Annotated in this window: 16 protein-coding genes; 5 read left to right on the plus strand and 11 right to left on the minus strand. The window is 62.5% G+C overall.

Translation table 11 applies throughout. The features are described 5' to 3' along the window. Positions 1-4: 4 nt before the first annotated feature. On the plus strand, positions 5-1267 hold the full coding sequence (gene purD, locus ACWNZ3_RS12300; RefSeq protein WP_496900114.1) for a phosphoribosylamine--glycine ligase: 1263 nt from the start codon (positions 5-7) through the stop codon (positions 1265-1267). 37 nt (positions 1268-1304) lie between these two features. On the opposite strand, the gene ACWNZ3_RS12305 is transcribed toward purD, so the two are convergent. From ACWNZ3_RS12305 to ACWNZ3_RS12315, 3 genes are read right to left on the minus strand one after another with little or no spacing between them, the layout of a single operon-like run. Then, positions 1305-1676: a hypothetical protein gene (locus ACWNZ3_RS12305; protein WP_496900115.1), complete on the minus strand. Its 372-nt coding sequence runs from the start codon at positions 1674-1676 to the stop codon at positions 1305-1307. 22 nt (positions 1677-1698) lie between these two features. Beyond that, positions 1699-2508 carry an FG-GAP repeat domain-containing protein gene (locus ACWNZ3_RS12310; protein WP_496900116.1) on the minus strand — a complete coding sequence of 270 codons (810 nt, stop codon included), beginning with the start codon at positions 2506-2508 and terminating at the stop codon, positions 1699-1701. After that, on the minus strand, positions 2508-2831 hold the full coding sequence (locus ACWNZ3_RS12315) for a 2Fe-2S iron-sulfur cluster-binding protein (protein ID WP_496900117.1): 324 nt from the start codon (positions 2829-2831) through the stop codon (positions 2508-2510). The genes ACWNZ3_RS12310 and ACWNZ3_RS12315 overlap by 1 nt, the downstream gene beginning before the upstream one ends. Positions 2832-3016: 185 nt before the next feature. On the opposite strand from ACWNZ3_RS12315, the gene ACWNZ3_RS12320 reads away from it, so the two are divergent. The 4 genes from ACWNZ3_RS12320 (at position 3017) to ACWNZ3_RS12335 (ending at position 4964) form a co-directional block, all read left to right on the plus strand. Continuing rightward, on the plus strand, positions 3017-3574 hold the full coding sequence (locus ACWNZ3_RS12320) for a peptidoglycan-binding domain-containing protein (protein ID WP_496900118.1): 558 nt from the start codon (positions 3017-3019) through the stop codon (positions 3572-3574). Between the two features lie 234 nt (positions 3575-3808). Then, complete coding sequence (locus ACWNZ3_RS12325) at positions 3809-4129, plus strand: ArsR/SmtB family transcription factor (protein ID WP_269363833.1); 321 nt, start codon at positions 3809-3811, stop codon at positions 4127-4129. Next, positions 4126-4572, plus strand: coding sequence for an SRPBCC family protein (locus tag ACWNZ3_RS12330; RefSeq protein WP_496900119.1), 447 nt, complete (start codon positions 4126-4128; stop codon positions 4570-4572). The genes ACWNZ3_RS12325 and ACWNZ3_RS12330 overlap by 4 nt, the downstream gene beginning before the upstream one ends. A 35-nt stretch (positions 4573-4607) precedes the next feature. Then, a complete protein-coding gene (locus ACWNZ3_RS12335; protein WP_496900120.1) occupies positions 4608-4964 on the plus strand; it encodes a GFA family protein in 357 nt (118 codons plus the stop codon). Positions 4965-5413: 449 nt separating this feature from the next. On the opposite strand, the gene ACWNZ3_RS12340 is transcribed toward ACWNZ3_RS12335, so the two are convergent. The 8 genes from ACWNZ3_RS12340 to ACWNZ3_RS12375 all read right to left on the minus strand — a co-directional run bounded on the left by ACWNZ3_RS12340 (position 5414) and on the right by ACWNZ3_RS12375 (position 13224). Continuing rightward, positions 5414-6895, minus strand: coding sequence for a DegQ family serine endoprotease (locus ACWNZ3_RS12340; protein WP_269363839.1), 1482 nt, complete (start codon positions 6893-6895; stop codon positions 5414-5416). Positions 6896-7119: 224 nt separating this feature from the next. Beyond that, positions 7120-7314: a DUF2065 domain-containing protein gene (locus ACWNZ3_RS12345; RefSeq protein WP_114275723.1), complete on the minus strand. Its 195-nt coding sequence runs from the start codon at positions 7312-7314 to the stop codon at positions 7120-7122. Further along, positions 7311-8210, minus strand: a complete 900-nt coding sequence (gene hflC / locus ACWNZ3_RS12350) for a protease modulator HflC (protein WP_496900121.1) — start codon at positions 8208-8210, stop codon at positions 7311-7313. Before hflC ends, ACWNZ3_RS12345 begins: the two co-directional genes overlap by 4 nt. Continuing rightward, positions 8210-9424 (minus strand): FtsH protease activity modulator HflK, encoded by a 1215-nt coding sequence (hflK, locus tag ACWNZ3_RS12355; protein WP_269363843.1) that lies wholly within the window; start codon positions 9422-9424, stop codon positions 8210-8212. Before hflK ends, hflC begins: the two co-directional genes overlap by 1 nt. Before the next feature lie 86 nt (positions 9425-9510). After that, positions 9511-10956, minus strand: coding sequence for a glutathione-disulfide reductase (gene gorA / locus ACWNZ3_RS12360; RefSeq protein WP_496900122.1), 1446 nt, complete (start codon positions 10954-10956; stop codon positions 9511-9513). A gap of 20 nt (positions 10957-10976) precedes the next feature. Beyond that, the gene (rpiA, locus tag ACWNZ3_RS12365; protein ID WP_114275726.1) at positions 10977-11765 is read right to left on the minus strand and encodes a ribose-5-phosphate isomerase RpiA; all 789 of its coding nucleotides are present in this window, start codon (positions 11763-11765) and stop codon (positions 10977-10979) included. A 483-nt stretch (positions 11766-12248) separates the two neighbouring features. Beyond that, complete coding sequence (locus tag ACWNZ3_RS12370) at positions 12249-12647, minus strand: pentapeptide repeat-containing protein (RefSeq protein ID WP_114275727.1); 399 nt, start codon at positions 12645-12647, stop codon at positions 12249-12251. A 268-nt stretch (positions 12648-12915) separates the two neighbouring features. Then, positions 12916-13224, minus strand: a complete 309-nt coding sequence (locus ACWNZ3_RS12375) for a hypothetical protein (protein WP_496900123.1) — start codon at positions 13222-13224, stop codon at positions 12916-12918. Between the last annotated feature and the right edge of the window lie 751 nt (positions 13225-13975).

A 13975-nucleotide genomic window follows, 5' to 3' on the forward strand; every position in this document is an offset into this window, starting at 1 on the left:
CCCCATGAATATCCTCATTTTGGGCAGTGGCGGACGCGAACACAGCCTCGCCTGGGCGACGTTACAGAACCCCAAGTGTGACAAGCTGATCGTGGCGCCGGGCAATGCGGGCATCGCGATGATCGCGGATTGCGCGGATCTGGACATCATGGATGGCGGCGCGGTCACCGTGTTCTGCGACGAGAACAACATCGACTTCGTGATCGTCGGGCCGGAGGCACCTCTGGCCGCCGGTGTCGCGGATGATCTGCGCGGCGCGGGCTATCCGGTCTTTGGCCCTTCGGCAGCGGCGGCAGCCCTTGAGGCCTCCAAGGCCTTTACCAAGGAAATCTGCGATGCCGCAGGCGCGCCCACGGCGGCCTATGGCCATTTCACCGATGCCGATGCCGCCCGCGCCCATGTACGTGAACACGGCGCGCCCATCGTGATCAAGGCCGATGGCCTGGCGGCTGGCAAAGGCGTGATCATCGCCATGACCGACGAAGAGGCGCTGGCAGCGGTCGACACGATGTTCGACGGCACCTTTGGCGATGCCGGCACCGAAGTGGTGATCGAAGAGTTCATGGAGGGCGAGGAAGCCTCCTTCTTCGTGCTCTGCGACGGCGACACCGTGCTGCCCATCGGCACCGCACAGGACCACAAGCGCGTGGGCGACGGCGACACCGGGCCGAACACCGGCGGCATGGGGGCCTATTCCCCCGCCCCGGTGCTGACCGATGAAATCGCGGAACGTGCCATGGCCGAGATCATCCGCCCCTGCATGGCCGAGATGGTCCGCCGGGGCACGCCCTATCAGGGGGTGCTCTATGCCGGGCTGATGATCAAGGACGGCGCCCCGCGTCTGGTGGAATACAACGTGCGCTTTGGCGACCCGGAATGCCAGGTGCTGATGATGCGGCTGGGCGCGCAGGCCTTTGATCTGATGCATGCCACCGCCCAGGGCCGCCTGTCGGAGGCCCGCGTGAACTGGGCCGAGGATCACGCGGTCACTGTTGTGATGGCCGCAAACGGCTATCCCGGGGACTACGAAAAGGGCAGCGTGATCAAGGGGCTGGAAAACCTGCCCGAGGACAGCGCCAATATGGCCTTCCATGCCGGCACCGCCCGCAAGGACGGGCAGTTCCTGGCCGCCGGTGGCCGCGTGCTGAACATCACCGCGCGCGGTGCCTCGCTGGCCGAGGCACAGGCGCGGGCCTATGCGATGGTGGACCAGATCGACTGGCCCGAAGGATTCTGCCGCCGGGACATCGGCTGGCGCGCCCTGTGAGCCAGCTGCCCGCCCTGGACGTGACCGGCGACGCCGGTCAGGACAGCGGCGCGTCCTGGCAGGCCACCGGCAGGTCGGTGATCCGGGTGACCTCCTGAACCGACCCGCGCAGGGATTGCATGACCAGGGTGCCGTTGCGGTCGTGCGGATACCAGCAATGGCTGATATGTTCCTGATCTTCATAGCGGAAACAGACCTGGTCCTGGGTCAGGGTGACATGGCCATAGGTGCAGCTGCCGTCGCGCCGGGCCCAGACGGTCTGATGGCGCGACAGGAATTCCTCGACCCCGACAAGCCGGCCATCCAGCATGTTTTCAAAGGTCAGGGTGCGGCCAACGGCGCGGTCCATGAATTGCTCTGGTGTGATCCGGGTCTGGGCCAGCCCCGCCGATGTGCCAAGTATCAGCATTATGACAGCGCAGCGCAGCATTTCAGCAGGCCAATGCCCTGGTGAAATCCGCAGGACCCCGGTGCGGCCCCGCATCGCGCGCGGTCAGCGCGCCGCCGGCGAGGCGAAGTGCGACGATTCGCTGCCAGTCCGCATCCGCGACAATGATCTCGGGCGCGCCGCCACAACGCCTGATCCCGCCTGCAATGCCGGTGTCGCCGATCCGGTGATTGGTAAAGCCTGCGCGGCTGGCGACCTGCCGCAGCCTGCCATCCTCGAACCGCCAGATCCGCAGGATTTTCGCCAGATGCGGCCGGTCGATATAGGCGATCTCCGTCAGCCCGTCGCCATCCAGATCCGCCACCCCAACCGGTGCCAGCCATCGGAACCGCTGACCGATATAGGGTGTCGCGGCGACCAGCCCGGCGCCATTGTAGACCGCAAGCCGCGCGCCCAGGTCGCGGTGGCTTTCCACCACGACCACCTCCTGCTGCCCGTCCCCGTCCAGATCGGCAAGCCTTGGGGCCACATCCTCGAACACGCGCTCGGGCGGCAGGGTCAGAATATGGGGGGTGGGGTGTCCGGCGTATTGGATCACCAGCGCGCCATGCTCCACCGCGTCCCCCAGGACGCCATGCGGATAGCGGGTGGTCGGCGCATCATAGCGCGCCCGGTCGATCGGCCCCTGCGGCAGATCCTGCGCGGCAAGGGCGGCACCGGCCCCCCCCGCCATCATGACGCAAAGCGCCAGCCGCCCGCTGCGCAACTGCGCGCGCCACTCCCGGAACGAGAGACGCAGCGCGCCCCTGGCAGCTGTATCTTCAAGTATCTTGAAGACACAGCCCCCGATCATCAGATCTGCTTTTCCGGCATCTGCACCCGCAGGCCGTCCAGCGCATCGGTCACCTTCAGCTGGCAGGTCAGCCGGGACCGCTCCGTGTCGGGCTCATAGGCAAAGTCCAGCATGTCCTCTTCCATGTCGTCCTTTGGCGGCAGTTTCTCGATCCAGGCCGGATCCACGTAGACGTGGCAGGTCGAACAGGCGCAGGCACCGCCGCAATCGGCCTCGATCCCCGGAATATTGTTGTCGCGGGCGCCTTCCATCACGGTCATCCCGTTGGCGACCTCTACGACATGTTCTTTGCCACCATGTTCCACGTAGGTAATCTTGGCCATTCCTGGTCCCTTCCTGAGAAATCCTTTCATGGGTTTTAGCGGTGTGGCAATTTCTCTGCCACCCCCATTTCGCCGCAGTGTCGCGGTGGCCGGGGAAACTGGCCCCGATGGGCCGGCTGCGCTAGGCAAGGCTGGCGAGACGTTCTAGAGTGATCAGCAAATTCCAGACCCAAAGGTATTGGGCCATGTCACAGGCGATTTTCCCACCGGCGCGCGTATTGCGCCTTTGCTTTCCTCTCTTGCTCAGTCTCGGGGTCGCTGCCTGCGATCTTGCGGCACCGGCAGCGGATGCGCCTCCGGAACCCGGCGTGGTGGAGGCCACGCGAAACGGGCCCGAGGGCGCGCCGCCGGGCAGTTGCTGGGGCCGCACGGTCAGCCCGGCTGTCTTTGAAACCGTGACAGAGCAGGTCCAGGTCGAACCCGCCAGGATGAACCCCGACGGCAGCGTGGCCAAACCGCCGGTATACCGGTCGGAAACCCATCAGGAGATGGTGGTGGCCCGGCGCGACAACTGGTTTGAAACCCCCTGCCCCGAGGTCCTGACCCCCGAATTCGTCGCCTCCCTGCAACGCGCGCTGTCGGCCCGCGGGCTTTACACCCAGCAGATCACCGGCATCCTGGACGATGCCACCCGCGCGGCGGTGCAGCGCTATCAAAAGCCCACGGAGCCGGACAGCGGTGTGCTCTCGCTCGAAACCGCGCGTGGCCTGGGGTTGATCGCGGTGGCGCGCGACCCCGCCTAAAGCAGACAAGCCGAATCGCCGGCAATGACCCTGCAGGTTACCCGCAGGGCCCCTTTTGGCCTGGGTCATATGAACATGGCCACCCCCGGGGCCGGCCCTTGCAACAGACGGTGTCCTTGAGAACCCGCATCGGGCGCGGCGCTTGCACCCGGATTCATGCAGGTATTTGCCTGCATGTATTGACAGGCAGGTAAATGCCTGCATATATGGCTTCCATCGCTCAAGGAGAGTCGCATGGATGACGACAAGGTGTTCAAGGCGCTGGCCGATCCGAACCGCAGGCAGTTGCTTGACCGGCTTTGCGATCAGAACGGCCAGACACTCGGGCAGCTCTGCACCTCCATGGACATGAAACGCCAATCCGTGACCCAGCATCTCGGCCTTCTTGAGCAGGCCAATCTGATCAGCACCGCCCGTCGCGGGCGCGAAAAACTGCATTTCATCAACCCGGTCCCGCTCTACGAGGTTTACGCGCGCTGGATCCGGAAATTCGAGGAAGGCCGTCTGGGCCTTCTCCACGACCTCAAACAGGAACTTGAAAGGAACGGGAAATGACCGACAAATCCGCCAGCTTCATCTATGTGACCTTTATCCGCACAACGCCTGAAAAGCTGTTCGAGGCGATCACAAGGCCCGAGGTTTGCCGCCGCTATTGGGGCCATGAGAATGTCTCGGAGGACTGGCAGCCCGGGTCCGACTGGCAGCACGTCAAGGTCGGGGAAACCCGCACCGTCGAGCTGGTCGGCAAGGTCATCGAATGCGACCCGCCAAAGCGCCTTGTCGTCAGTTGGGCCAACGAAAGCCAGAAGGACGATCCCGACCAGTACAGCCGGGTCACCTATGACATCGAAGGCAAGGGCGACATGGTCAAGCTGACCGTCTCGCATGACGAATTGCAGCCCGGCAGCGGCATGTTGAAAGGCATCAGCGCGGGCTGGCCGATTGTCCTGTCCAGCATGAAATCCTTCCTCGAAACCGGTCAGGGCCTGGACATCTGACCGCATCCGGACACTTCAGAACAAAGGAAAAGAAGATGAGCGAACAGACCTATCACGGAAGCTGCCACTGCGGCGCGGTGGCATATGAGGTGACATTGGCACTGGATCACCTGGTGACCTGCAATTGTTCCATCTGCCGCCGCCAGGGCACGATACTCGGCTTTGCGCCGGCGGAAAACTTCACCTTGCTGAAGGGAGCGGAGAACCTGAGCGACTACCAGTTCGCCTCCGGCAACATCCATCATGAATTCTGCAAGACCTGCGGGGTGAAGTCATTCAGCAGGGGTGTGGGCGCGGATGGTGTCGAAATGCGCGCCATCAACGTGCGTTGCCTCGACGGGGTGGATATCGACAGCCTGTTGCCGCAGAAATACGATGGCGCAAGCCTGTAGGGGTGACAGGGCCCGGCGCCTGCTGGTGATCACGAAACCCGGCACTCAGACTGAGCAGGTCAGATGACGGCATTGCGGACAGAGCTGCCGTGCCATTGGCGCGCATCGACGGGCCGTGGTGCGGCGATGCGACCTCAGTGACTGGCACTTAATGGCAGCCAAGCACATCCTACCTGTCTGTCAGGCATAACAGCAGCCAAATCGCCGTGCCAGGGGACGGCCCGGCGATGCGCGGCGGCCTGCGGCCTTGATTCCGCGCCGGGGGAAGCGGAAAGGGCCCGAACCTGCCTTTTGCCGCAGTTTCGATGAACGACAGCTCTGCCCCGGTCCCATCCTTCCGACATCGCATCGCCCTCCGGATCGACGATGGTACGCCAAAGCCGGTTTTGCCCGGCATCTGACGAAGGCGCGACCTTTCGCACCTTCGCATCACGACGGGCAAGGAAGGCTCAGCCGTTGTCCAGCGTCAGCGCCACGAAGCGGGGATCACCGGCGCGGCGCACCAGCAGCAGGAGCGATTTGCGGCCCGCGTCCTGTGCCGCTTCGATCCGCGCTTCCAGATCGGCGATGGAGGTCACCTTCTGCTGACCGGCCTCGGTGATGATATCGCCGATACGCAGCCCTTTCTCGAAGGCTTCCGATGCTTCATCCACCTCGGTCACCGCCAGGCCATCGGTGCCCGCATCGGCCCCCAGTTCCTCGCGGATCTCATCGGTGAGCGGCGTCAGGGTCAGACCCAGCATGGAGGTCTGGGCCGGTGCATCCTGCGGCGCATCCTCGGGGGTCGCGGCCGGTTCCTCGCTGTCCGCATCCTCGCGGCGGCCCAGCACCACCTTGACGGTCTGGCTCTTGCCCTCGCGCATCACGGTGACGCGCACGCTGGCCCCGACCGGCGAATTGCCGACCTGGCGCACCAATGCGCGCGTATCGGCCACTTCGACACCATCAAAGGACATGATCACATCCCCGGTCAGCAGGCCCGCTTCCTTGGCGGGGCCCTCCGGCACATCGGTGATCAGCGCGCCGGTCGCCTTGGCAAGGCCCATCGCATCCGCCACGTCCTGCGTCACATCCTGAATGCGCACGCCCAGCCAGCCGCGCCGGGTCTCGCCATATTCCTTGAGCTGGTCGACCACGCGGGTGACCACGTTGGAGGCCATCGAGAAGCCGATCCCGATGGAGCCGCCATTGGGTGACAGGATCGCGGTGTTCACCCCGATCACCTGGCCGTCCATGTTGAACAGCGGCCCGCCGGAGTTGCCCCGGTTGATCGCCGCATCGGTCTGGATGTAATCGTCATAGGTGCCCGACAAGGCGCGGTTGCGCGCCGACACGATGCCCGCGCTGACGGAAAACCCCTGCCCCAGCGGGTTGCCCATGGCGATGACCCAATCGCCCACACGCGCCTTGTTGCTGTCGCCGAAGGTCACATAGGGCAGCGGGCTGTCCGCCTCTACCTTGAGCAGGGCAATGTCGGTGTTGGGGTCGGTGCCGATCACCTTGGCGATCAGCTCCTTGCCGGAAAAGAATTCGATGGTGATCTCATCCGCGCCGTCGATCACATGGTTGTTGGTGACCACATAGCCGTCTTCCGAGATCACAAAGCCGGACCCCAGCGCAGAGGAGCGGCGCGGTCTTTCGCCGTTGCCGCCATTGTTGCGGTCGCGGAATTCGCGAAAGAAATCCTCAAAGGGAGAGCCCTCCGGCACGATGCCCTGCGGGCCGGTGCGCCCTTCGACAACCGTCGAGGTGGTGATGTTCACCACCGAGGGGCTGATCTGTTCCGCCAGCGGGGCCAGGCTTTCGGGCTTGGCCAATACCGCGATGGCCTGCGCCACAATCAGCACAAAGGCCAGCAGGCTCAACATCAGCCCCCGGAACATCCGGCTTTCATGGAATGGGACGGCGCGCACTTGTGCCCGTGACTGCATTGGGTCTTCTCCTGCTTTATCCGATGGGGCAAGCCTGCCCGAAACATCTTGCCGACAGAGTGCATGGTGAACCTATGCACCGCAATATCAAAGATGTGCCTGATCACGGGGTTTTCAACAGCGCCGGGCCCAATCTGTGCAGGGCGGCCGCCCGCCGGCGCCTGAAACGGGCCGGGGCGTCATCGTGACAGGGATTTACCGGGGTGTTCAGCCCCTGCGCCGGCTTACAGGCCGATCTGGAAAGCGGTCCAGATCAGGATCAGCCCACAGACCACGACCAGCGCACCGATCTGCCGCACCGCCCCCTGCGGCATCTCGCGCAGCAGTTCCAGCATACGCTCCAAAAGCGAAGGGGCCAGCGCATAGACCAGCCCCTCCAGAACCATCACCAGCCCGAAAGCCAGCAGCAGCAATGTCACCGGGTTTCACCCTCGACAGAGCGGCTGCCCTGGTCGGACCGCAGGTAGTTGAAGAACTCCGAATCCGGGGACATGACCATGGTCGAATTCGACCCTTTCAGCGCTTCTTCATAGGCGGTCAGGGACCGGTAGAATTCAAAGAATTCCTGATCCTTGCCATAGGCCTGCGCAAAGATCTTGTTGCGCTCGGCATCTGCCTCACCCTCGATGATGCGCGCATCGCGGCGCGCTTCGGAGAGGATTTCCTCATAGGTCCGGTCGGCCAGCGCCCGGATCCGTTGCGCCGCTTCCTGGCCACGGGCGCGTTCGTCTGTCGCCTCGCGGTCCCGCTCGGCGATCATCCGTTGCAGGGTCGCGTCAAAGTTCTGCTCCGGCAGGTTTGTCTGCCGCAGCCGCACATCCACAACGCTCAGCCCCAGCACGCTTGCACGCTGGTCCGCATTCTCGCGGATCTGGTCCATCAGCCCCGACCGTTCCGGCGACAGGATGGTGTTCGACGTCACCCCCTGCGAGCCGAGCACGGCGCGGATCTGCGATTCCATGATGCCGCTCAGGTCGTTTTCGGCCTGACGCTGGCCGCCGGCACCAATGGCCTGACGGAACTGCACGACATCATCAATGCGGTAGAGCACCAGCGCATCGACCAGCAGGCGCCGGTCATCGGCCGGTGTGATCTCGATCAGCTCGGTCTCAAGCGTGAGGATCCGGTCCTCGAAGCGCACGACCTCGTCCAGCAGCGGCACCTTGAAGCCGATGCCCGGCTCGATCCTGACCTGCTTGATCTGGCCAAAGCGCAGAACCAGGGCTTTCTCGCGTTCGTCCACGACAAAGATCGACGACAGCAGCGCGACAAGCGCAATCACCGCGATGGGTATCAAAAATCCGATCCTGCGCATCAGTTCGACCCTCCATTGCGACGCAACTCGTTCAGCGGCAGATAGGGCACAACGCCCTGTCCCCCGCCAGTGCCGCCGACACCACCCTCAAGGATGATCTTGTCGACATCGCCCAGCACCTTCTGCATGGTTTCGATGTAAAGACGCTTGCGCGTCACCTCCGGGGCCTGCTGATATTCCGTCAGCACCGCCTCGAAACGGCTCGCCTCACCCACAGCGTCATTGACGACACGCGCCCGGTAACCTTCGGCGGCTTCCAGCAATTGCGCGCTTTCGCCGCGCGCTTCGGCGGTGCGCCGGTTGGCATAGGCATCCGCCTGACGTTCAAGCCGGTCGCGTTCCTGTTCGGCGGCCTGCACGTCGCGGAAGGCATCCACAGCCGATTCCTGCGTGGTGACACCATCGGTATTGGTGATCGTGACGGTCTGGCTGGGCGGGTCCACCTTGTTCAGGTTGACACGCAGGATGTTGATCCCGGTTTCACGGTTGTCCAGCGTCGTCTGGATCAGTTCCTTGACGCGGTCTGCCACCGCCCCCCGGTCCCGGTTCAGGATCGGTGCCAGTTCGGACTGCGCGATGACCTCCCGCATGGCGGATTCCGAAATCGCCCGCACGCTGGCTTCCGGGTCGCGCAGCGAGAACTTGAAATCGCGCGCGTTCTTGATGTTCCAGACCACCTGAAAGTCGATGTCCACGATATTTTCATCCGTGGTCAGCATCAGGCCGTCATTGTCCGATGCGCCGCGGCCCACGCCGATCTCTTCGGTGCGGTTGGTGGTCACGTCAAAGACTTCTGCGGTGACAAAGGGCCATGGGGCAAAGTTCAGACCTTCGGTGCCGACCTGGTAAAATTCACCCAGGAAAAGCTCGATGGACTGCTGTTCGGGGCGTACCGTGTAAAAGCTGGTAAAGGCCCAAAGCCCCGCCGCCGCCAGAAGACCAAGCCCGACCGTGCCGCGCGTCAGCGCTGGGCCACCGTTGCCGCCACCGCCGCCGGTGCCATTGCCCCGGTTCCGGTTGCCGCCGCCCATCAGGACGCGAAGCTGTTCCTGGCCCTTCTTGACCAGATCGTCGATTTCGGGGATCTGCGGCTTATCGCTGCCCTGCCCGCGGCCACCCTGGCCACGATCGCCGCCCTGTCCGCCTTGCCCCTTGTCACGACCTCCGCCGTTGTTGCCGCCCCCTCCCCAGGGGCCGCCCGAATTGCCAGCCATAAGTCTTTTCCCCTCTGTGCCGCGAAACACGGCCTTCTCAAGTTACTCTATGTACGCTTTTGAATGTGGGCGCAAACAGCCCGGATTCAAGCAGTGCGGACCGGCTTGCGCATGGTGACCAGTTCTTCCGACATGGTCGGATGCACCGCACAGGTTGCATCGAACTGTTCCTTGGTCAGCTTCGCCTTGACCGCAATGCCCGCCATCTGGATCAATTCGCCCGCATTGGGTGCGACGATATGGCAGCCCAGCACAACGCGGGTTTCGCGGGACACCACCAGTTTCATCAGCACCCGGTCGGATTTGCCCGCAAAGGCGCTCTGCATCGGTTTGAACGATGTGCAATAGATCTCGACCGGCTCGCGGTCGCGCGCCTCTTCCTCGCTCAGCCCCACCGTGCCCATCTCGGGCTGGGTGAAGATGGCCGAGGGGATCAGATCATGGTCCACCGGGGTCGGATTGCCGCCAAAGACAGTCTCGACAAAGGCCATCCCCTCGCGGATCGCAACCGGTGTCAGGTTCACCCGGTCGGTCACATCGCCGATGGCATAGACCGAGGGCACGCCGGTCTGGCTGTATTCATCCACCTTGATCTCGCCGCGACGGCCCAGGGTCACGCCGATCTCTTCCAGCCCCATGTCCTTGCTCGACGGGTCGCGCCCGGTGGCGAAAAGCACCATGTCAAAGACCTTTTCGCCGCCATTGGTCGATTTGACCCAGACCGGCCCGGACCGGCCCGCGGCCTGTTTCACGCCTGCCCCCATGGAGGCATCCGATGCGGTGGGTTGCGGGCCATCCTTGCGGTCCTCGGCCAGGGCCATCTCAACGATATTGGTGCCGGTGTGCAGGTCGATGCCGCTGTCGCGCATGCTTTCGGCGACAAGCCCGCGCGCTTCGTCGTCAAAGCCACGCAGGATCTGCGCGCCACGGTAATATTGCGTCACCTCGACACCCAGACCGCGCAGGATGCAGGCGAATTCACAGGCGATATAGCCGCCGCCGATGATCAGGATGGATTTCGGCAGCTGGTCCAGATGAAAGATGTCATCCGACACGATGCCCAGCTCCGCATTCGGCAGATCAGGGCGCACCGGATGGCCGCCGGTCGCCACCAGAATATGTTTCGCCGTCTTCGTGGTGCCATCGGCCAGTTCGACCGTATGCGCATCCTTCAGGCGCGCGCGCAGGTCAAAAGTCTCCACCCCGGAATTGGCCAGCAGCTTGCGATAGACCCCTTCCAGCCGGTCGAGTTCCTGCGTCAGCCGGCCCCGGAAATCCTGCCAGTCAAACGGCCCCTGCCTGTGGTCCCAGCCATAGCTTCTGGCCTCTTCCACCACATCGGAATAGGTGGAGGCAAAGACCATCAGCTTTTTCGGCACGCAGCCCCGGATCACGCAGGTGCCGCCATAGCGGTCATCCTCAGCCAGCGCGACCTTTGCCCCGTATTCGCCTGCGGCGACACGCGCGGCGCGCACCCCGCCAGAGCCGCCGCCGATCACAAAAAGATCATAGTCGAAATCGGTGTCAGCCATTGGTTCTTCCTTATTCTCGGTCACTCGCTGAGGTCGGAAAACAGATTGTCCGTTTCCACAAAGTCCAGCCGCTCCGTCGCGACTGTCCCCTCATTTATGTCGCGCACCTCGACCCTGCCATCCCCGTAGCCGATCACGACTGCGTCACAGATGTCGATGAACAACCCGTTCTCGACCACGCCGGGCATCTGGTTCAGAACCAGCGCCAGCTGCCGCGCATTGCCGATCCGGTTCAGGTGCAGATCAAGGATATGGTTGCCCTCGTCGGTGATGAAGGGGGTATCGCCGTTCATCCGCAGGGTCGAAGACCGGCCCAGCACATCCATCGAAATCAGCGTTTCCTCCACCAGCGCCTGGGTGGTCTGCCAGCCAAAGGGGATCACCTCGATCGGCAGGGGAAAGGCGCCCAGATGTTCGACTTCCTTGCCGATATCCGCAATGACCACCATCTGGTCGCTTGCCGTCGCCACGATCTTTTCCTGCAGCAGCGCACCGCCGCCGCCCTTGATCAGGTTCAGCTCACCGTCGAATTCATCGGCCCCGTCAATGGTCAGGTCCAGCCATTTCGCCTCATCCAGAGAAATCACCTCGATGCCCACGTTGCGGGCCAGTTCCGCCGTGCGCGCCGATGTCGGCACGCCCCGGATGCGCAGCCCGTCATCGCGCACCATTTCGCCCAGGCAGCGCACCAGCCAGGCGGCGGTGGACCCGGTGCCAAGCCCCACGCGCATGCCGTCTTCGACAAACTGGGCCGCGCGTTTCGCGGCAACAAACTTTGCCTTGTCGATGGGAGACAGTTCTCCGGCCATGAGGCAGCTTCCTTTTGCGTAACCTGACCGGGTTATAGGGACATTAGCGGCCCGGTGCGAGGGGCTAGCGCCGGGTTTTTGTGTGAAATCGAAAGCACCGGGCCAAAACCGCCCCGGGGCCGGCGCGCCAACCCGGCGGTCACTCATGCGGCACCACGCAGCACCCGCCATCAGCGCCGCAATCGCGGCACCAGGGCGGGACAGGCACCGGCACCGGCGGCATCGATTCCCCCCGGTTGCGCCAGCCGGGCCAGTCCCGTGCCGGGGGGAGGATTCTATCCGTTTTCATCATGGCTGTCCGGCACCGACACCCCCGGATACGCCGAAAGCCTGCGCGGATCGCGTGTCGGGTGAGCGGATGGGGTGGGCCTTCGCTGAGGCGGCGCGAATGTCTGCGATGAAGAGTACCGCAGTGACAAAAGCGGTCGTTTCTGCCGGTGACAAAAACCTATGAGTAATGACCGAAATCGTCCGACAATCACGCTATGAAAGCTGGGGAAAGGTCCGTTCCAAATTGGTCCCGGAGAAGGTGAGCCCTGCAACCTGCGCACCTATACATGTTGCTCTGAACCAGCTCCCTCCAACAACTGTTGCGTTTGTGAGATTAGCATTGTCGAGGTTTGCTTTTGTGAAGTCCACATTCTTGAGTATTGCCCCAGAGAAATTTGCACCACCCAAGTTCGCACCGTAGAAATCGACGTTCTCTAAAGTCATACCGGAGAAGTTCGAGGCGGGTATAACGGCTCCATTCAAGTTCAAGCCGTTGGGCCGAGTACCTCTAAAATCGAGGCCTAGTTCTTCCAAGTAAGTGCCTAACTCTTGGTTTTTGCCCTGCCCTGAGCTGAAAGCTTCCAGCCGTTTTTGTAGGTCAAGATTTTTCATGGCCAATATACCACTCTGTCTGAGATACCTCTACGATCAACCTCTTCTTGCAGAGAGTGGAGGTCCGTTTCCGTCAGGAACCCGGTATCAATGATTACATTATGCCCTGACCGAAGTTCTCGCTCAATCTTTGCAACGTCGGTGGTCACGTCGAATCCGCCTGCACTTGCTGGGAATCCGCTTCTGAAGCCCTTGACGTCCCACGCTTGGTTATTCGCATCAATGAATTCGGCTGCGCCGGTGGGGTCGCGAACAATAGGCCCCGGAACTAGCCCGGTCTCCTCGGCACCGAGACCAATTTCTCGCTCTCGCATACCTTGTTCACGTATGGCAGATCAGCTTTGGTGACAGTTGGAACCGTGTCCGGCGGAGTCAGTGCATTCAGCAGCAGCTGGGTGTTCTCGGAAATCACCTCATCGAGGCGTTCGCTGAAATCGGCCCTCAAAGCAGAATAGTTTGGGAACGTCGATTTAAGTGACAATCCCAGACGACGACCAACAATGCGACCATCGCGCCGTGCAATAACATAGTGACCGTTACCACCATGTCTGAGGAAGTCGCTGAAACTGTGTTGCATGGAACCTCCGCGCACGTGCGGAACAGGTTCTATCCATCATTGGTAAAGGAAGCCCAAGACCATCGTTCGCTACGCCTTCACAAAACGCAACGGGGATGTATGCGTCCATGAACGAGATTGCCAAAAACTCTATGCCAAAACCTGTGCGTCAAAAACGGTCGTTATCGGCTGTGACAGAAACGGTTGAGTTTTGGCACATTCTGCGGTGCGAAGAAGGTCCGGAACGAGCCCTTTCCGCTTCGCCCCGGCGCGGAATCAAGGCCGCAGGCCGCCGCGCATCGCCGGGCCGTCCCCAGGCACGGCGATTTGGCTGCTGTAATTCCACATCGTTATGTAGGATGTGCTTGGCTGCCATTAAGTGCCAGTCACTGAGGTCGGATCGCCGAACCACGGCCCGTCGATGCGCGGCTTGACGTTTCGTTGCGAACGGCAGCAATGTCCGCTCACCTGACATAAACCCCCTGACAGAATAGATGCGCCAAATACGCTCATTTTCGCCACTCCGCGAGGCTCAACCGCAATCGTTGAAAAACCCTGTGCCACAAACCTCTGGCAAAACTGCTCCGCGTTTTGTCACGTTTTTGGCCACCCGATCAAAAGCTGCCGTTTATGCCTCTCGCAGCATCGGGTATTTTCGGAACTGAGCCGACCCCCGCTGACCCTGCCTCCGCAGTACCGGTTTGCTTGCGCGGCGTCGGCGGCCCGCCGTAGAACATCCCGTCGATCCTGGCGGCACCTGGACGATCGTTTT

The organism is Sulfitobacter sp. IGS-18 (genome assembly GCF_059628195.1).